General features: G+C 61.5%; 16 protein-coding genes. 8 read left to right on the top strand and 8 right to left on the bottom strand.

Going from position 1 to position 18,128, the window contains the following annotated elements; translation table 11 throughout:
* Positions 1-4 precede the first annotated feature (4 nt).
* The 3 genes from ACP15S_RS20715 to ACP15S_RS20705 all read right to left on the bottom strand — a co-directional run bounded on the left by ACP15S_RS20715 (position 5) and on the right by ACP15S_RS20705 (position 3,215).
* Positions 5-904 carry a TRAP transporter small permease subunit gene (locus ACP15S_RS20715; RefSeq protein ID WP_425041559.1) on the bottom strand — a complete coding sequence of 300 codons (900 nt, stop codon included), beginning with the start codon at positions 902-904 and terminating at the stop codon, positions 5-7.
* Between the two features lie 13 nt (positions 905-917).
* Positions 918-2,087, bottom strand: a complete 1,170-nt coding sequence (locus ACP15S_RS20710; RefSeq protein WP_425041558.1) for a mandelate racemase/muconate lactonizing enzyme family protein — start codon at positions 2,085-2,087, stop codon at positions 918-920.
* Positions 2,088-2,189: 102 nt separating this feature from the next.
* Complete coding sequence (locus ACP15S_RS20705; protein WP_425041557.1) at positions 2,190-3,215, bottom strand: TRAP transporter substrate-binding protein; 1,026 nt, start codon at positions 3,213-3,215, stop codon at positions 2,190-2,192.
* 172 nt (positions 3,216-3,387) lie between these two features.
* Between ACP15S_RS20705 and ACP15S_RS20700 the strand changes: the two genes are divergently transcribed.
* Positions 3,388-4,068: a GntR family transcriptional regulator gene (locus ACP15S_RS20700; RefSeq protein WP_425041556.1), complete on the top strand. Its 681-nt coding sequence runs from the start codon at positions 3,388-3,390 to the stop codon at positions 4,066-4,068.
* Between the two features lie 4 nt (positions 4,069-4,072).
* Here the strand turns inward: ACP15S_RS20700 and ACP15S_RS20695 are convergent, their stop codons facing one another.
* Complete coding sequence (locus tag ACP15S_RS20695; RefSeq protein ID WP_425041555.1) at positions 4,073-5,332, bottom strand: glycosyltransferase family 4 protein; 1,260 nt, start codon at positions 5,330-5,332, stop codon at positions 4,073-4,075.
* Positions 5,333-5,503: 171 nt separating this feature from the next.
* Here ACP15S_RS20695 and leuS point away from each other — a divergent pair, with 171 nt between their 5' ends.
* From leuS to holA, 3 genes are read left to right on the top strand one after another with little or no spacing between them, the layout of a single operon-like run.
* Entirely contained in the window at positions 5,504-8,074 is a 2,571-nt protein-coding gene (gene leuS, locus ACP15S_RS20690; RefSeq protein ID WP_425041554.1) for a leucine--tRNA ligase, read from the top strand.
* Complete coding sequence (lptE, locus tag ACP15S_RS20685) at positions 8,061-8,561, top strand: LPS assembly lipoprotein LptE (protein ID WP_425041553.1); 501 nt, start codon at positions 8,061-8,063, stop codon at positions 8,559-8,561. Before leuS ends, lptE begins: the two co-directional genes overlap by 14 nt.
* Complete coding sequence (gene holA / locus ACP15S_RS20680; RefSeq protein WP_425041552.1) at positions 8,558-9,586, top strand: DNA polymerase III subunit delta; 1,029 nt, start codon at positions 8,558-8,560, stop codon at positions 9,584-9,586. The genes lptE and holA overlap by 4 nt, the downstream gene beginning before the upstream one ends.
* Here the strand turns inward: holA and denD are convergent, their stop codons facing one another.
* Positions 9,587-10,573 (bottom strand): D-erythronate dehydrogenase, encoded by a 987-nt coding sequence (denD, locus tag ACP15S_RS20675; RefSeq protein ID WP_425041551.1) that lies wholly within the window; start codon positions 10,571-10,573, stop codon positions 9,587-9,589.
* A gap of 1 nt (position 10,574) precedes the next feature.
* A complete protein-coding gene (locus ACP15S_RS20670; RefSeq protein ID WP_425041550.1) occupies positions 10,575-11,441 on the bottom strand; it encodes an NAD(P)-dependent oxidoreductase in 867 nt (288 codons plus the stop codon).
* A 97-nt stretch (positions 11,442-11,538) separates the two neighbouring features.
* Between ACP15S_RS20670 and ACP15S_RS20665 the strand changes: the two genes are divergently transcribed.
* From ACP15S_RS20665 to ACP15S_RS20650, 4 genes are all read left to right on the top strand, one after another.
* Entirely contained in the window at positions 11,539-12,276 is a 738-nt protein-coding gene (locus tag ACP15S_RS20665) for an SDR family oxidoreductase (RefSeq protein ID WP_425041549.1), read from the top strand.
* A gap of 73 nt (positions 12,277-12,349) precedes the next feature.
* Positions 12,350-14,140 carry an IlvD/Edd family dehydratase gene (locus ACP15S_RS20660; RefSeq protein WP_425041548.1) on the top strand — a complete coding sequence of 597 codons (1,791 nt, stop codon included), beginning with the start codon at positions 12,350-12,352 and terminating at the stop codon, positions 14,138-14,140.
* Positions 14,141-14,247: 107 nt separating this feature from the next.
* On the top strand, positions 14,248-15,093 hold the full coding sequence (locus ACP15S_RS20655) for a fumarylacetoacetate hydrolase family protein (RefSeq protein ID WP_425041547.1): 846 nt from the start codon (positions 14,248-14,250) through the stop codon (positions 15,091-15,093).
* Positions 15,086-16,033, top strand: coding sequence for a 2-hydroxyacid dehydrogenase (locus tag ACP15S_RS20650; protein WP_425041546.1), 948 nt, complete (start codon positions 15,086-15,088; stop codon positions 16,031-16,033). The genes ACP15S_RS20655 and ACP15S_RS20650 overlap by 8 nt, the downstream gene beginning before the upstream one ends.
* Before the next feature lie 582 nt (positions 16,034-16,615).
* On the opposite strand, the gene ACP15S_RS20645 is transcribed toward ACP15S_RS20650, so the two are convergent.
* Both ACP15S_RS20645 and ACP15S_RS20640 read right to left on the bottom strand, forming a co-directional pair.
* Positions 16,616-17,389: a PaaX family transcriptional regulator C-terminal domain-containing protein gene (locus tag ACP15S_RS20645; RefSeq protein WP_425041545.1), complete on the bottom strand. Its 774-nt coding sequence runs from the start codon at positions 17,387-17,389 to the stop codon at positions 16,616-16,618.
* Between the two features lie 2 nt (positions 17,390-17,391).
* Positions 17,392-18,128 (bottom strand): MaoC/PaaZ C-terminal domain-containing protein (locus ACP15S_RS20640; RefSeq protein WP_425041544.1); only part of this gene is annotated, 737 nt, incomplete at its 5' end.

Here is an 18,128-nt window from a genome sequence, read left to right as displayed (position 1 = left end):
GCGCTTAGTCCTTCTTTTTCTCGTTGAGAGCTGCGGCTCGTGTCACATCCAGATCGCCCGTGCCATCGGCACCAACAGCGGCGCGCAGCGCGGCCAGTTCTTCGGCGTCGGGCTCATCTGGGCCATGCACGATCTGTTCCTTGTTCCAGTCGGCAATCAGATTGACGACGGCCTGTAGCGCCACGAGGCCCACGATGAACAGCACGCTGATCTTGATCGTTGCAGGAATGGGCGGGTCAAAGGCCGTCCCGAAGGTTTCCCAGCGGTAGAACTTTGTGAAGGCCTCGCCATAGCCGCCGTAGATCAGGAAGAAGGCAAACAGGCAGATGCATGTCGTTGAGATGACATCGAAGATGCGCTGGATCCAACGGGGGCAGACGTCATAGAGCAGCACGATGCGGATATGGCTGCGCTGTTGCATCGCGTAGAGGCCCGCCGTCAGGAAGACAAAGCCCGCGAGCCAGAGCGAGAGCTCATTGGCCCAAAGCGTGGGCGCTTCAAAGACATAGCGCAGGATCACCTCGTAGAGCATCACCGAGGTCAGCAGCACGATGAGCATCATCGTCAGCCGCCCGATAAACACCGCGAGCCTGTCGAAGACGCTGAAGCTTTCGTGCTCCATCGCCGCGCGGCGCACGGTCATGACGCCGAGCGCGCCGAACAAGACAATCCCCAAAACGGAGAGCCAGTCGATTATGTCGGAGAAGCCGCCAAAGAGACCGCCCATCCCGGGCGAGACATCGTTGCGCAGGAAGACGCCTTCGAGATTGGCCCGCTGGCTTTCATCGGTTTGCCAGCCGAAATCAAGAATGAAGGCCGGCATGTGCCAGATCGCCCATCCCGCGCATACGAGAAAGGCCAGTGGGACCAGCCATTCGATCAAACTGCCTGTTTTCTCTTCCATCTCTCTCCCCCTCTTACGCGACTGTGTAGTGCGCGATGAAATCCCGGTCCGGCGTGACGCCGAGGCCCGGGCCTTGCGGGATGCTGACCCGGCCGCCATTGGCCTTGACCTGTCCCTGGATATCCAGCGGCTCCTCAAGGAGGAGATCGCGGAACTTGTTGTCCGTCGTGTCGAACTCGAGCATCGGCTCCCAAGGATGCAGGCCCCCGGGCAGGGGCGGCATCGCGGCCAGAAGCTGGAGATTGGTGGCCACGGCAATGGCCGAGCCCCAGACATGATTGATGACGGGCGTGAAATGCGCATGACAGAGCGCCAGAACGCGGAGATATTCGCTGATCCCGCCCAGGGCGCAGACCTCGGGTTGCGCGATATCGAGCCCGCGGTTTTCCAGGATCGCGCGCCAGCCCCAGCGGCCGAACTCCGCCTCGCCGCCCGAGATATTCGTGCGTAGCCCGGCGCGCAGCTCGCGGTAGCCGTCATGGTCCTCGGGCGCGACAGGCTCCTCGAACCAATAGGCGCCCAGCTCATCGAGCGCGCGGCCCACGTAGAAGGCGTCAGACGTGGTGTAGCAATGGTTGGCGTCGACCATGAAGCGGAAGTCATCCCCCACGCCGCGGCGCACCGCCTCGCAGAGCCGGACGTCAGCTTTGGGTCCAAGCCCCGTTTTCATCTTCGTGGCGGTAAAGCCCGCGTCGCGGATTGCCGCTGCCTCATCGGTAAAGAGCGCGGCCATGGAGGCCACATCCATATCCGGGCGCAGCATCATGCCGTAGCCGTAAACAGGCACATCCCCGCGATGGGCGCCGCCGATGAGTTTGTGAATGGGCAGGCCCGCCACCTTGCCCGCAATATCCCACAGCGCGATATCGACACCTGAGAGGGACTGCATCGGCATGCCCTTCTGCCCGTGGTCGCGCATGAGGTTGTAGACCTTGTGCCAGATCACGTCGCGGTCCAGCGGATCCATCCCGAGGATCATCGGCGCGATGACGCCTTCGACGATGCCTCTATTGGCCCGCGCAATGGCGCCCGGCCCGAAGCACTCGCCCCAACCGGTGAGGCCGGTATCTGTCTCCACCTCCACGAGATGGGCTGTCCGCTTGTCGTAATATTGCTGCGAGTAGCCCAAGCGCTCGGGCATGTCGTATTGCAAGACATGGGACGTGATGCGCGTGATCTTCATCGGATGCAAAATCCCTGTGCGGCCGCTGACATGGCTCAGCCCGCAAAGAAAAAAGGGCCGGTCTCGTCTATCACGATGACCGGCCCCGGGTGCGAAGAGAGATTACTCTTTCACGATGCCCAGCTGGGTCAGGTAAGCCACGTGGCTTTCGACCAGCGCTTTGGCTTCCGGCGTTGTTGCAAACTCGGGCCATGTGGCCTGTGCTGCGGCGCGGAATGTTGCCAGATCTTCAGGCGACCACTGCGAGATGGTCACGCCTTGCTCTGTGAGCATGGCAACGGCTTCGGCATTGCGCTTTTCGAAGATCAGAGCGGATTTCAGAGCGATGTCGGAGACCGCCACTTCCATGATCTTGCGGTGATGCGCGGGCATTGCGTCCCAGACGGCCTTGTTGCAGGCAAGGTGGTCTGACGGCATGGAGTGGAAGCCCGGGTAGTTTGCGAACTTCGCGATGTCGTAGAGGCCAAGGCCCACATTGTTGGCGATGTTGGAGGCGTCAGCCCCGTCGATGATGCCTGTTTCCAGCGCGGTGAAGATCTCTGTGAAGTCCATCACGATGGGCGAGGCGCCCAGCTTTTCAAAGATCTTGGTTTCCATGCCGGGAGGCGAACGGAATTTCCAGTCTTTCAGGTCTTCGATGCCGGCGATCGGCTTGGTGGAGGCAAAGCTTTCCTGCCCGTAGACGATCCAGCCAACCAGCTGCATATCGTACTTGTTGTAAAGCGATTGCGCCGCATCGCGACCACCGCCGTAGTAGAGCCAGCTGAGCTGTTGCGCAGGTGTCTCGTAGCCGCCCATGATGTCGCCCACGAATTGGAACGCCGGGTTTTTACCCGTTTGGTAGCCGCCGCCTGTCGCGTCGCAATCGAGGATGCCGGTCGCGGCCGCGTCAAAGGTTTCAACGGATTTCACAACCGAAGACGAGTAGAACGGTTCGATGTCGATCTCGCCGTTGGACATGATCTCGATGTTTTCAAAGAGCTCAGTCAGCAGCTGACCGGAGGTTGTCTCAGGCGCGTAGTGCGTTTGAATACGCAGTGTTGTCGTTTGGGCTTGCGCGGTCAGCGCGGTTGTCGCGGCGAGCGCAGCAACGGCAGCGACAGAGGCCGCTTTCTTCATGATTGTCATAATGTCCTCCCAGACGTTGTGTCCCACGCGGGCCGGATTCTTAACGGGTCCGTTGCGCGTACTGAGGGGAGGCTAGGCGCAGAAATTTCATCCGGCAACCAAAAAATGAAATTTCCAAAAATTTCGAGATTTTGATGGAATTTCGAAATTTACATGCGTAGCGTCTGGGAATGTGACAGTCGTGGAAGATGCCATGCGGGCTGATGCCGATCTTTTTGAAACCCTGCGCTATCGCCTGATGACCAATGCGTATGAGCATGGTCAGAAGGTGCGGGCAGAGGTGTTGAAAGACGAATTTGGCTGTTCTGCCAGCACGGTGCGCGAAGTGCTGTTTCGGCTCTCGACGCTTGGTCTGGTGACGTTTCAGGAGCAGCGCGGGTTTCGCGTGCCTGCCCGGTCGCGCCAGCTTTTGCATGAGCTCACGCATATGCGCGTGTTGTTGGAGGCGGAGGGTGCCGCGCTTTCGATGCGCCATGGCGGGGTCGCCTGGGAGGCGACGCTGAGCGCGGCGCATCATCAGCTCAGCCATTTGGAGCGGCGCCTGCACACGGCAGAGAATTCCGCGCCTTTCGTGGACCTTTGGTTCTCCGCCGAAAAGCATTTTCACACGACCCTCATTGCCGCGTGCGGCTCAGATGTGCTCAAGGACGGGCATGACCGGGTGTATTCCCGGTTCCGGCAACAGCTCATGGTCGAAGATCTGCGCTTCGATTTCATCTCGAAGAATATCGAGCATCATCAGGCGATCCTTGATGCAGCTCTGACGGGGGATGAAGCCCTGACACGCCAGCGCATTCACGAGCACCTGTCGCGCCACTTGCTGGACGATGCGCCTGTCTCGAAAGTGAGCTAGGCTGTCAGGTCGCCGGTGCGCGCGGATCGCAGGCCGCCAGCTCATCGACCCAGGCAAGCTGTCGCGGCAGGCAGACCGTTTTGAGATCATAGGTCCGCACCACGTCTTCGCGCGCTTGTGCCCTCAGTTTGCCCGCGAGCTCGGGACTGTCCAGCATTTCGCCCACGCGCCGGACAATCGCGTCCTGATCGAAGAAATCCACCAGAAGGCCGTTCTTGCCGTCCTGCAGAACTTCCTTGACCGGCGCGGTATCGCTGGCAATGATCGGCGCGCCTGCGGCCATGGCCTCCATCAGCGACCAGCTGAGCACAAAGGGATAGGTCAGATAGACATGCGCGCGGCTGACCTGCATCATCGACAGAAACACGTTGTAGGGCACGCGGCCGAGGAAATGCACGCGGCCCCAATCGGCGTCCGAAATCTGCGGGCGCACCTCGTCGATAAAGATCTGCTTCCAGCTTTTGTCGCCCGGGGGCCGCGCCCCGTAGCTCACGCCATCGCCGCCGATGATCACAATCTCCGCGTTGGGCCGCGCTTTGAGCAGTTTGGGCAGCGTCCGCATGAAGACATGGTAGCCGCGATAGGGCTCGAGGTTGCGGTTGATGAAGGTGATCACCTCATCGTCACGGCTCAAAACGCGGTCGGCGCGGACTTGCAGGCGCGCATCGGCATTGGGCTGCACGATCTGCGTGTCGATCCCGTCATGGCTGATCGTGATCCGCTCCAGCATCTCGGGCGGGAAGGTATCGGCCTGGAATTGCGTCGGGCTGATGCCAGCCTCGGCCACTTCGAAATGCAGTCGGTTGTTGAGGTTTTTGAGCCTGAGCCGCAACCCGTCGGAGGCGGGATTCTTGGAGGGAAATTCCGGGTCGAAGTTCACAAACGGATAGGCGTTGATGTGATAGAGCTCGCAATACAGGCCCAACCGCGCATCAGGCCAGACATCCTTGAGAAAAAGACTCTCGCCCCAACCGTGATGGGCAAGGATGACATCGGGCATGAAGCCCGCCTCCTTGACCTTCATCGCCGCATTGTAACACGAATGCGCGCGCAGGAGCTTCGTCTCGAAATCCACCAGCCAGGGATGCAGGCCCGTCGCAGGCTTGCCGCCGATCTTGTAGGGCAGAACGCGCACGCCATTCCATGTGGTCGCCTTGTCGACCTTGGGCGTCAGTGCGACAACCCGGTCGCCGCGCGCGGCCAGCGCGGGGGCAAGATGTTTGTACTGACCGGGGAAGTTCTGGTGGATAATCAGGATATTCATATGGGGCACTGCTCGACGACTTTGGCGCGACTATAGCAGCGCGCGCGCGCCGTACCAGAGATTCACGCGCGTCAAACGGTCTGGACCCCGCGCGCCCATGGCCCTATCACCTGTGCGGACTCAATCCCCTGCGCATCTGCGCAAATATTCATCGCCCCGAAGGACAAGCCGATGTCTGTCTATGACGCCGCCGCAATCGAAGCCCGCTGGCAAGCCGCCTGGGAAAAGGCCGGAACCTTTACTGCTGCCATGACGCGGGACAAGCCCAAGTATTACGTGCTCGAGATGTTCCCCTATCCTTCGGGTCGGATCCACATGGGCCATGTGCGCAACTACACGATGGGCGATGTGATTGCGCGCTACAAACTCGCCACGGGCCACAACGTGCTGCACCCGATGGGGTTTGACGCCTTCGGCATGCCCGCCGAGAACGCCGCGATGAAATCGGGCGGCCATCCCAAGGATTGGACCTACGGCAACATTGACGAGATGGTGGCCCAGATGAAGCCGCTGGGTTTCGGGCTTGATTGGTCGCGCATGTTTGCGACCTGTGACGAGGATTACTACGGCCAGCAACAGGCGCTCTTCCTCGATATGCTGGAAGCAGGCCTCGTTTATCGCAAGAACGCCATCGTGAACTGGGACCCGGTCGATATGACCGTGCTCGCCAATGAGCAGGTGATTGACGGCAAGGGCTGGCGCTCGGGCGCGGAGGTCGAGCGGCGCGAGCTGACGCAGTGGTTCTTCAAGATCTCCGACATGGCCGATGAGCTGCTCACTGCGCTGGACGGTCTCGACGATTGGCCCGCCAAGGTCCGGCTCATGCAGGAGAACTGGATCGGCAAATCGCGCGGGCTGCAATTTGCCTTCTCGCTGATCGACGGGCCGGAAGGCCACGACCGTGTCGAGGTCTACACGACCCGGCCCGATACGCTCATGGGCGCGTCTTTCCTGGGCATCTCGCCCGATCATCCGCTGGCCCGCCAGCTGGAGAAGGATAATGCCGAGCTCGCCGCCTTCAACGCCGAATGCCGCAAAGGCGGGACCACGGAAGAAGCGCTGGAAAAGGCTGACAAACTGGGCTTCGACACCGGCCTGCGCGTGCGCCATCCGTTTGATACAAGCTGGGAGCTGCCCGTCTATGTCGCCAATTTCATCCTGATGGATTACGGCACAGGCGCCATCTTCGGCTGCCCCGCCCATGACCAGCGCGACTTTGACTTCGCCACGAAATACGGCCTGCCCATCATCGCGACCTATCTGCCCTCCGAGGAGGCCTCGACCGAGCTGACGGAAGCCTATGTGCCGCCCAAGACGGAGAAGGTCTTCTACAACGCGGGCTTTGCCGGTGAGAAATGGCAGACCGGCAATGAGGGGATCAACGCGGCGATTGATTTCTGCGAGGCCAATGGCGTGGGCCATGGCGTCACCAAATTCCGCCTGCGCGATTGGGGCCTCTCGCGCCAGCGCTACTGGGGCTGCCCGATCCCGGTGGTGCATTGCGAGGCCTGCGGTGTCGTGCCGGAGAAGAAAGAAAACCTGCCCGTCAAATTGCCTTACGATGAGGACGGCGCGGCAATTGATTTCTCCGTGCCCGGCAATCCGCTGGATCGCCATCCCTCCTGGCGCGATGTGGCCTGCCCCAAATGCGGCGAGCCCGCGCGGCGCGAGACGGATACGATGGACACTTTCGTCGATAGCTCGTGGTATTTCGCCCGCTTCACCGCGCCGGATGCGCAGACTCCGACCGATATGGATGCGGCCAGCTACTGGATGAATGTCGATCAATATATCGGCGGGATCGAGCATGCGATCCTGCACTTGCTCTATTCGCGCTTCTTCGCCCGCGCGATGCAGATCACGGGCCATCTGCCCGAGAGCGCGATAGAGCCCTTTGACGCGCTCTTCACGCAAGGCATGGTGACCCACGCGATTTACCAGACCGAGAGCGCGGAAGGCCGCCCGGTCTATCATTATCCCGAGGATGTCGAGCTGCGCGATGGCGGGGCCTATCTCAAGGACGGCACGGCCTGTCAGGTTGTCCCCTCCGCCAAGATGTCCAAATCCAAGAACAACGTGGTCGATCCGCTCAACATCATCCGCGACTTCGGCGCGGATACCGCGCGCTGGTTTGTTCTCTCCGACAGCCCGCCCGAGCGCGACGTCGAATGGACGGCCTCAGGCGCGGAAGCGGCGTTCAAACATCTCTCCCGCGTCTTCCGGCTGGCCAATGAAGCGGCGACGTCTGATGCGCCTGCCAGTGATGCTGATGAGGCCCTGCTGCGCGAGATGCACAAGACGATCCGCGATGTGACGCTGGGCGTAGAAAGCTTTGGCTTCAACGCAGCCATCGCCAAGCTTTATGCCTTCACGGCGACAATCCAGAAGTCCAAAGCGGGCGCCGAGGCCAAGCGCACCGCGCTGCGGACGCTCGCCCAGCTCATGGCGCCCATGACACCGCATCTGTCCGAGGAGCTGTGGACCCTTCTGGGCGGCGCGGGCCTCGTTGCCAATGCCGATTGGCCCAAGGCCGATGAGGCGATGCTGGTGGAAGACAGCGTCACAATGCCGATCCAGATCAACGGCAAACGCCGGGCGGAGATCAGCGTGGCAGCGGATGCTTCCAAGGAAGAGGTTGAAAAGCTGGCGCTGGCGCATGAAGCTGTGCTCAAGGCTTTGGACGGCGGCGCGCCCAAGAAGCTGATCGTTGTGCCGGGGCGGATTATCAATGTGGTTGTCTGACAGACGCGGATTTCTTGCAGGCGGGGCGGCCAGCCTCGCACTGGCGGGGTGCCAGTTTCGCCCGGCGATGAGCGATCGTGGCCCTGCGGGCGCGCTCTTTGGTCAAGTCGAGATCGAAGCGCCGGGCTCGCCCACCACCTTTTTGATGACCCGCAGGCTCGAAGAGCGCCTGGGCCGTTCGGCCAGCGGCGCGCCTTATCAATTGAGCTACACGCTCGAAACCGACACCGACCGTCTGGGCACGGATCGGGACGGCACGAACCAGCGTGTGCATGTCACAGGTCGCTTGCGCTACACGTTGCGACGGCGCAGTGACAATGCGGTGTTGAGCCGCGATGAGGTCCGCAACTTCACGGGCTATTCCACAACGGGCAACACGGTCAGCACGCGGGCGGCCTCTGCGGATGCTGTCGAGCGGCTGGTTGTGATCCTCGCGGACGATTTGGTTGAACGGCTGCTTCTGGCGAGCCCAGATATCCCCTCATGAAGCTGATCCCCCGCGATGCGCCGGGCTATTTCGCGCGGCCAGAGACAGGGCGGGCGGGGCTGCTGATCTTTGGCGCGGATGCCATGCGTGTCGCGCTCAAGCGGCAGGAGGTCATTGCTGCGCTGGTGGGGCCGTCGGGCGAAGAAGAAATGCGTCTGACACGTCTGCCTGCGGCAGATCTGCGCCGCGACGGGGCCGCGCTGGTCGATGCGATCAAGGCCATCGGTTTCTTTCCGGGGCCCCGTGTCGTCTTTGTCGATGAGGCCACCGATGCTGCTGCGCCTGCCATCATTGCCGGGCTTGCCGATTGGGCCGAAGGCGATGCGCAGATCATCGTAACCGCGGGCAGCCTCAAGGCATCATCCAAATTGCGCAAGGCGTTCGAGGGCCACAAGAATGCCTATGCGGCGGCGATCTATGACGATCCGCCTTCGCGGGCCGAGATCGAGGCGGAACTGGCCAAAGCGGGCCTGGCCATGCCTGACCGCGACGCCATGGATGACATCACGGCTCTGTCCCGCGCGCTCGATCCTGGCGATTTTCGCCAGACCATCGAAAAGATCGCGCTTTATAAACATGGCGACCAAACCCCGCTGACCTCCGAGGATATTGCGCTATGCGCGCCAGCCTCGTCGGAGGCGGCGGTGGATGATGTTCTCAACGTGGTGGCCGAGGCGCGCACGCAAGACATCGGGCCCTTGATGGCGCGTCTGCGCGCGCAAGGGGTGCTGCCTGTGACCTTGTGCATTCAGGCGATGCGGCATTTCCGGGCTCTGCATGGGGCGGCCTCCCATCCGGATGGGCCCGCGCAGGGTGTTGCGCGGATGAAACCGCCGATTTTTGGACCGCGCCGGGATCGGATGATCCGGCAGGCGCAAAACTGGGGCGCGCCGCGCCTCGACACGGCGCTCTCCCTGCTCACGGATACCGATCTGCAACTGCGCTCCGCGGGTCAGAATGCGCCGGCCATGGCGCTGGTCGAACGTATGTTGATCCGCTTGTCCATGCTGGGCAATGCCCGGTAATCAGCGCGGATCGGTGCCCTGAAAATCCTCATCGAGATAGACCTCGATGATCTCGCGAAAGCTGCTCTCAGCCTTGAAGCCAAGCGCTGTCGCCCGCTCCGGCGCAAAATTGCGCGGCCAGCCCGACACGATGGCCATAACGGCTTCGTCTGGCTCTGGCCGAATACGTTGCACCGCGTTTGACCCGGCCACATCGCGCAGCGCTTCGATTTGCTCGGCCACAGTGCAGGACAGCCCCGGCAGGTTCAGCGCGCGCCGCCCCTCAAGGTGGTCTGTGTCCAGTGTCGCGGCATGGGTCAGGAAGCCCGCGGCAGAGCGCGGCGAGGCGTGCCAGTGGCGCACGGTGTCGGGCACGGGCAAGCGCGCTTCCATCCCGTTGAGCGGTTCGCGGATGATGCCGGAGAAAAACGAGGACGCCGCCAGGTTCGCTTTGCCCGGGCGCACGCAGATCGTGGGCAGGCGCAGCGAGAGCCCGTCGATGAAGCCTTTGCGGGAGAAATCCTGGATCATCAGCTCGCAGGCGGCCTTCTGCGCGCCGTAGCTCGTTTGCGGGGATTGCAGGAAATCGTCATCGATCTTGTCGGGGTAGGGACCGCCAAAGACGGCGATGGAGGAGGTAAACACCACACGCGGGACATAAGCGCCAGCACTCGCACGATGCTGCGCGCGCAAGCCTTCGAGGAAGTGCCACATGGGCCAGAGATTGGTTTGCCAACCCTTGTCGAAATCCGTTTCTGCCTCGCCGGAAACGATGGAGGCGAGGAAGAACACAACGTCAAAGCGCTCAGCCGCAAGCGCCGCGCCCTCAGCGAGGTTGGAGAGATCGCCGGTGCGCTTGTCTGCGATGACCGCGCCGTCGGGCGGGAAGCCCAGATCATGCAAGGTGATGTCGAGCGTGCCATGGCCGGGCAGGCCTTCGGCCAGAAGCTTGCGGGCCAGTTTCTGGCCCACCATGCCGCCGCCGCCGAGGATGAGAACTTTTGTCATGTCAGCTGAGCCCGTTTCTTGCCTTGAGTTCTAGATAGAGGCCGGAGTGATCCCGGTCGGCCCCGTCCATGTCATGCACGAAGGTGTCGAACCTGTCACGCACGCCTTGCGTCATGGGCAGGGTCAGCCCTGCGGCTTCGGCCTCGGCCAGCACGTTGTCGAGATCCTTGAGCTGGAACTTGGAGAGGCCGCCGGGGTCGAAATTGCCTGTCGTCATGCGGTGTCCGTGTTGTTGCAGGATCGTACTGTCGGCAAAGCCACCCTTGAGCGCGTCGCGCAGCGCCGCCGGGTCCGCGCCGCCGCGTTCGGCCAGGAGCATCGCTTCGGCCACAGCGCCGATGGTCACGGCGACGATGGTCTGGTTGCAAAGCTTGGAGAGCTGGCCCGCGCCGTGGGGGCCCACATGGACGGGGCGACCCATGGCCTCGAAGACGGGTTTGGCACGGGCGAAGGTCTCCGCCTCGCCACCGGCCATGATCGCCAGCGTTCCGGCTTCTGCGCCTTTGGTCCCGCCCGAGACGGGCGCATCGAGGAAAGCGATCTGACGGGCCGCGAGGATCTCTGCGGCCTTGCGGGCTTCATCCGGTTTGGTTGAGGACATATCCAGCCACAGTTGTCCGTTTGACAGCGCCGTCGAGACGTTTTCGATCATGGCCAGCATCGTGGGGCCATCAGAGAGCATCGTTACGACAACTTCTGCGCCATCGATCGCTCCCGCCGGTGTGTCGTAGGCGCGGGCGCCTTCTTCAACGAGCCCATCTGTCTTGCTGACGGTTCTGTTCCAGACCGACAGGTTATGCCCGTGTTTCAATAAATTGGCGCCCATGCGACTGCCCATCAGTCCGGTGCCAAGCAATGCGATCTTCATGTCTTTCCTCCCTTGCCCCTCTGGCATCTGCTTCGGGCTTGTCCTACGCTAACAGAAACGTGCCGGCCCTAAAGGGCGGATTTTTGGGAGGATAGGAATGGGTCGTTTGGACGGCAAGCGCGCGCTGGTGACGGCGGCGGGGCAGGGGATCGGTCGGGCGACGGCTCTGGCCATGGCATCTGAGGGTGCCACAGTCTTTGCAACAGACATTAACGCCGAGGCCCTTGCAACGCTGGAAGGCGTGGACGCCTTTGTTTTGGATGTGCGCGATGATGATGCCGTGCGCGAAGGTGTGGCGCGGGCCAATCCGGATATCTTGTTCAACGGCGCCGGATTTGTGCATCACGGCACTGTTCTGGATGCGACCGATGACGAATTCGGCTTCGCTGTCGATCTGAACGTGCACTCGATGTTCCGCACGATTCGGGCGGCTTTGCCCGGCATGATTGAACGCGGCAACGGCTCGATTGTGAACATGGCGTCGGCTCTGGGGGCGAAGATGGGTGCGCCCAATCGGTTTGTCTACGGTGTGACGAAGGCTGCGGTCGAAGGGCTGACGAAATCTGTGGCGGTGGATGTCATCAAGACCGGCGTGCGGTGCAATTGCATTTGTCCGGGCACGGTGGAAAGCCCGTCCTGGCATGACCGCGTGCGCGCGCTTGGCGAGCAGATGGGCTCTTACGAGGCGGCCCTTGAGGCTTTCGTCGCGCGCCAGCCCATGGGGCGGGTGGCGCAGCCTGAGGAGATTGCGGCGCTCGCGGTCTATCTGGCCAGTGATGAGAGCGCGTTTACGACGGGACAGCCCCATTACATCGATGGCGGATGGTCTGGCTGACCGGCCCTTCGGGGAGAGTTTATTTGGCAAGATGAAGGGGCGGTTGCGCTCCCATTGCGAACGAGGTTGAGAGATGAGCAAGAAGACGGAGTTGCGGTCGCAGAAATGGTTCAACAATCCCGATAACCCGGAGATGACGGCTCTGTATCTGGAGCGCTATCTCAATTACGGGCTGACGCGGGAGGAGCTGCAATCGGGCAAGCCGATCATTGCGATTGCACAGACAGGGAGCGATCTCAGCCCGTGCAACCGGCATCACATCGAGCTGTCCAAGCGCGTACGCGACGGGATCATTGCAGCGGGCGGGACGTGTATTGAGGTACCTGTGCATCCTATTCAGGAGACGGGCAAGCGGCCCACGGCGTCGCTCGATCGCAATCTTGCGTATCTCTCCCTGGTCGAGTCGCTTTTCGGTTATCCGCTGGACGGGGTCGTGCTCAACATCGGCTGTGACAAGACCACGCCTGCGCTTCTGATGGCGGCGGCGACGGTCAATATTCCGGCGATTGCGCTCTCGGTGGGGCCGATGCTCAATGGCTGGTGGAATGGGGAGCGGGCGGGCTCCGGCACGGTCATCTGGAAGGCACGCGAGATGGTGGCCGCTGGTGAGATCACCGACGAGGAATTCATCGAAATGGCGGCGAATTCTGCCCCGTCCGTCGGCTATTGCAACACGATGGGCACGGCCACGACGATGAACAGCCTTGCCGAAGCGCTTGGCATGCAGCTCCCGGGCTCTGCCGCGATCCCGGCGCCCTACCGCGAGCGCGGGCAAATGGCCTATGAGACGGGCAAACGGATTGTCGAGATGGTGCATGAGGATTTGCGGCCCTCTGACATCATGACGCGCGAAGCCTTTGAGAATGCCATTGTTGTAAATTCCGCCATCGGCGGGTCAACCAATGCGCCCATTCATCTCAACGGGGTGGCGCGGCACTTGGGCGTGCCGCTGGACAATGACGATTGGATGGCTCTTGGCCACAAGGTGCCGCTTTTGGTGAACTTGCAGCCTGCGGGCAAATATCTTGGAGAGGATTACCAACAGGCGGGCGGTGTGCCTGCGGTGATTGGCGAATTGCTGGACGCAGGGCTTTTGCCGCATCCCGATGTTGTGACGGCCAATGGCAAGACGATGGCCGAGAATTGCGGCGCGTGTCGGACGGGCAATGCTGATGTCATCAAGACCGTTGCCGCGCCCATGGTGGAGGCTGCGGGCTTCATCAATCTCAAGGGCAACCTTTTCGATAGCGCGATCATGAAAACCAGCGTCATCTCGAAGGAGTTCCGTGATCGGTATCTGTCCAACCCCGAGGACCCGGAGGCCTTCGAGGGGCGTGCGATTGTCTTTGACGGACCGGAAGATTTCCACCACCGGATTGACGATCCTGCGGAACAGATTGATGAACACTGCATCCTGTTCATGCGCGGCGCGGGCCCCAAGGGCTATCCCGGCGGGGCCGAGGTCGTGAACATGCGCGCGCCGTCTTACCTTTTGAAGCAAGGGATCCATGCGCTGCCCTGTATTGGCGATGGCCGGCAATCGGGCACCTCCGGCTCGCCCTCGATCCTCAATGCTGCGCCGGAAGCGGCGGATGGTGGTGGTCTGGCTCTGTTGCAAACCGGCGACCGGGTGCGCATTGATCTGGGCAAATGCACGGCGGACATTCTGATCTCCGAGCAAGAGCTGGCCGCGCGCAAGGATGCGCTGGAAGCGGCAGGCGGCTACGCCAGCCCTGAGAGCCAATCGCCCTGGCAGGAGCTTTTCCGCGAGAAGGTTGACCGGTTTGATCGCGGCATGACTCTCAAGGGCGCGGACGCATATCAGGACATCGCGCGCAAGCATATGCCGCGCGATAACCACTGAGCCAAAGGCAGATCACATGAGACAAGGCGCTCCGGACTGTGCTCCAGGGCAGCCAGCTTGAAAGGTCCGAACGGGTGTTGCGGACAAGGGTTTGAGGAGAGATTGATATGAAACTTCTGAGATTTGGCGAGGCGGGACAGGAAAAGCCTGGGGTTCTGGACAGTGAGGGCCGCATTCGCGACCTTTCGTCTGTTGTTCCGGATATCTCGGGCGATGTTCTGACCGATGATGGATTGGCCGCTCTGGGCAATGTTGACATCAGCGCGCTGCCCATTGTGGACGGCGACCCCCGGCTTGGTCCTTGCGTGGGCCAGATCGGCAAAATGATGTGCATCGGTTTGAATTATGCGGACCATGCGGCGGAAACTGGCGCTGCGATCCCGGACCATCCCATTCTCTTCATGAAGGCCAATTCAGCGATCGTTGGCCCGAATGACGATGTCGTTCTGCCGCGCGGTTCCGTCAAAAGCGATTGGGAAGTCGAACTTGGCGTTGTGATCGGCAATCGCTGCAAATACGCAAGTGTCGAGAACGCGATGGATTACGTGGCGGGCTTTTGCATCGTCAATGACGTCTCTGAGCGCAGCTTTCAAACCGAGCTCACAGGCCAATGGACCAAGGGCAAATCCCCTGACACGTTTGGACCCACTGGCCCTTGGCTCGTCACAAAAGATGAGATCGCCGACGTTCAGGCGCTGGATATGTATCTCGACGTGAACGGCACGCGCATGCAAACCGGCAATACCGCAACCATGATCTTCACGGTTGCACAGATCATCGAGCATCTCAGCCAGATGTTCACCCTGCATCCCGGCGACGTGATCTCAACGGGGACGCCTCCGGGCGTTGGCATGGGCATGTCACCGCAGGTCTTCCTGAAGCCCGGCGATGAGATGGAGCTGGGGATCGAAGGGCTTGGCGTACAGCGTCAGAAAGTGGGGCAAGATGCCTGATCTGCTTCAAATCGGCGGGATCACAGACGCCATGCGCGCACGTCTTGCGCCTCGGTTCGACATCCATGTTCTGAGCGAATTGCCCGAAGGTTGGCTCACCGAACACGGGGACAAGATCACCCATGTGGCCACCAATGGCCATGACGGCGTGCCCGCGCATGTCATGGAAGCTTGCCCCAATCTGAAGATGATTGGCTGCTATGGTGTGGGCTATGATGCGATTGATACCGGTGCATGCGCCGCGCGCGGTATCCCGGTCAGCCACACGCCGGATGTGCTGAATTCCGAGGTTGCCACGACAGCTTTGATGCTGATTTTGGGTCTGTTCCGGGAATTGCGCCGGGATGACGCTTATGTCCGTTCGGGCCGCTGGGAGCATGATGGCAACAGCGCGCTGACCCGGTCCGCCGATGGGCGCAAGATCGGCATTCTGGGCATGGGCCGGATCGGCCAGGAGATCGCGCGCAAACTCTCGGTCTTTGACCCGGAGATTCACTACCACACGCGCAGCGCCAAGGATGTGCCCTACACATACCACGCAAACCTCGTGGACATGGCAGAGGCGGTCGAGGTGCTGATCGTCATCACACCCGGCGGCGCGGCGACGCATCATTTGGTCAACGAAGCGGTGCTCAATGCGCTTGGGCCGGACGGCATGCTGATCAACGTGGCGCGCGGGTCTGTCGTGGATGAAACAGCGCTGATCGCAGCGTTGCAGGACGGGCGGCTGGGCCAGGCGGGCCTCGATGTCTTCGAAGCAGAACCCCATGTGCCCGAAGCGCTCCGCCAATTGGACAACGTGCTTTTGCTGCCCCATGTCGGCTCAGGCACCCATGAAACCCGGGCTGCAATGGGTTCCCTCGTGGTCGATAATCTGCTGAGCCATCTCGATGACGGCAAGGTTTTGACATCTGTCCCGGAAACGGCGCACCTGTCCTGACCGACGATACGACAAGACAAAGAGCACGCGGCCACCTCCGCGGGCTTTTTACATAAACCGCATTACGCGAGGTATGTCCTGTCACCGGAGCGCGCTGCCCTGCTTCATTTTTGTGCCGCCAGAAAAATATTCGAAGGCAGAAGCGTGTTTGAACTCAGACGTACTGAACGAGCAGCCGAAAGCGAAGCAATCGACTGAGGCCAACTCTTAGGGTTTCGAGGACCACAACCTTTGAAACTCATACTGTTCTTGTAGGGTATCGCCATCGGGATCGTGGCCGCAGCGCTCTACATGATGCCGTCCAACTACAAATTGAGGATCGAAACCGCCGAACGGAAATGCGACGTTTCTGTCTTGTTGCATCCATCGTCCGATTTAGCACCAGAGCAGATCAACTGCACATTGGTGCATGACGATATCCTTCTCAGATTTCGAGTTGATGATGAAGGAACAACCTTCGTCGAATGCAACCAGGACAACGGCGGTCTGAGGCCACCTGAACCAACCAATTGCATCCTGTACCGGCAATAGGCGCGAGGCTTAGCCGCCCTGCGATATCTGAGACCAAGGGCCGCCAAGCCCCTACAGCGTATCGAGATGCGCCACCTCGGGCCGGGGCAACATCTGCAGGAGAGTGGTCTTGAGCGCCCGGCTTTCTGCGATACCGGTCCCATCGGGCAAGACATGATCGGGCACGGCCGGCACCCGCAGGATCAAGCGGCGCCATTGATGCACAACAAGTAAACGCAAGGCCGCGATGTCTTTGGGGTCGCTGACTTCCCGGCGCGACAGACCCTCCAGCAAACCGCGCAGGCGCGTTTCCACATCGCGGGCCAGAGCCAGAACGTCATCCGGCAGCAAGCGCGCCCGTACCCATAAAGGGACGTCCACCTCACCGGTGATCTCAAATGCAAACGCCCCTTGCGGCGGCTCCGTCGTCACGCGGATCTGCGGTGCGCTTGGATAGAGCGCGACGCCCTTCTGGGCAGGCCCAGCGGATATATCATAGAGCGCAAGCCAGCAGCGTTGCACCGGCTGTGTCTCGCCATAAATCCGCGGGCTGGCGGCGCGGGTTTGGGCGCGGCCTTCCTGCGCCAACCGGTAGCGCGAATTGCGCCCAACCTTGCGGCTCTCGATCCAGCCTTCCTTGCGCAACCGATGCAGCGCCACGCGCGTGGCCTCGGGCTTTACATGCATGCGCGCGGCCAGAGCACCGATGAGTTGCGCACTGATTTCCTGCCCGTCCGTCTGCGCCAAGTCCCCGAAAAGCGTCACCAGCAAGGACCAGACCTGCGGCGGACGCGCGCCCAACCCCAACTGGACAAGATCCTCGATGGATTGGCCTGTCTCGGTCATCGTCAAAGCCGCCGCGCCTCATAGGCAACCATGGTCAGAAGCTCGTATTCCGCGACTTTCTCAGCATCCTGATTGCGCAGCACCACATGCCAGCGCACTTCGCCATACTCATCATTGCGCGGCGTTTTCTTCTTCACCGTCAGGGCCACAGTGATGGCATCACCCGCCGCCACCGGCTTCATGAACCGCAGGTCATCCATGCCGACATTGGCCAGAACCGGACCTTCAGAAGGCTCCACGAACATGCCCGCGGCGAAGCTCGTCAGCAGGTAGCCATGGGCCACGCGACCCGGGAAGAAAGGGTTCCGCTGCGCCGCGGCCTCATCCATATGCGCGTAGAAGGTATCGCCGGTGAAATGGGCAAAGTGCTCGATATCCTCGAGCGAGATCACCCGCGGCGGACAGTTGAGCGTCTCGCCCAGTTGCAGGTCGTGAAAGGTTCGCGTGAAAGGATGATCCGGCGTGCTGTGCTCCGACGCGCCCGGAACCCAGACCTCGCCGACAGCGCTGAGCAGGTCCGGGCTGCCCTGAATGGCCGTGCGCTGCATGTAATGCATCACGCCGCGCACCCCGCCAAGCTCTTCGCCGCCGCCCGCGCGGCCCGGGCCGCCATGGACCATATGCGGCATCGGCGCGCCGTGGCCAGTGCTCTCCGCCATGCTATCGCGGTTGTTGAAGTAGAGCCTGCCGTGAAAGGCCCCTGCCCCCAGGACAACCTCGCGCGCGACGCTAGGATCAT

The organism is Primorskyibacter sp. S187A, from assembly GCF_049800955.1.
Taxonomy (GTDB): domain Bacteria; phylum Pseudomonadota; class Alphaproteobacteria; order Rhodobacterales; family Rhodobacteraceae; genus JAKVBH01.
This window is presented reverse-complemented; position numbering and strand designations above follow the sequence as displayed.

Coding starts and splice junctions, on each gene's coding strand:
- ACP15S_RS20695 (WP_425041555.1), bottom strand. CDS start 5,332: ATGAATATCCTGATTATCCACCAGAACTTCCCCGGTCAGTACAAACAT.
- ACP15S_RS20660 (WP_425041548.1), top strand. CDS start 12,350: ATGAGCAAGAAGACGGAGTTGCGGTCGCAGAAATGGTTCAACAATCCC.
- lptE (WP_425041553.1), top strand. CDS start 8,061: ATGTGGTTGTCTGACAGACGCGGATTTCTTGCAGGCGGGGCGGCCAGC.
- ACP15S_RS20650 (WP_425041546.1), top strand. CDS start 15,086: ATGCCTGATCTGCTTCAAATCGGCGGGATCACAGACGCCATGCGCGCA.
- ACP15S_RS20705 (WP_425041557.1), bottom strand. CDS start 3,215: ATGACAATCATGAAGAAAGCGGCCTCTGTCGCTGCCGTTGCTGCGCTC.
- holA (WP_425041552.1), top strand. CDS start 8,558: ATGAAGCTGATCCCCCGCGATGCGCCGGGCTATTTCGCGCGGCCAGAG.
- ACP15S_RS20655 (WP_425041547.1), top strand. CDS start 14,248: ATGAAACTTCTGAGATTTGGCGAGGCGGGACAGGAAAAGCCTGGGGTT.
- ACP15S_RS20645 (WP_425041545.1), bottom strand. CDS start 17,389: ATGACCGAGACAGGCCAATCCATCGAGGATCTTGTCCAGTTGGGGTTG.
- ACP15S_RS20665 (WP_425041549.1), top strand. CDS start 11,539: ATGGGTCGTTTGGACGGCAAGCGCGCGCTGGTGACGGCGGCGGGGCAG.
- ACP15S_RS20670 (WP_425041550.1), bottom strand. CDS start 11,441: ATGAAGATCGCATTGCTTGGCACCGGACTGATGGGCAGTCGCATGGGC.
- ACP15S_RS20715 (WP_425041559.1), bottom strand. CDS start 904: ATGGAAGAGAAAACAGGCAGTTTGATCGAATGGCTGGTCCCACTGGCC.
- ACP15S_RS20710 (WP_425041558.1), bottom strand. CDS start 2,087: ATGAAGATCACGCGCATCACGTCCCATGTCTTGCAATACGACATGCCC.
- denD (WP_425041551.1), bottom strand. CDS start 10,573: ATGACAAAAGTTCTCATCCTCGGCGGCGGCGGCATGGTGGGCCAGAAA.
- leuS (WP_425041554.1), top strand. CDS start 5,504: ATGTCTGTCTATGACGCCGCCGCAATCGAAGCCCGCTGGCAAGCCGCC.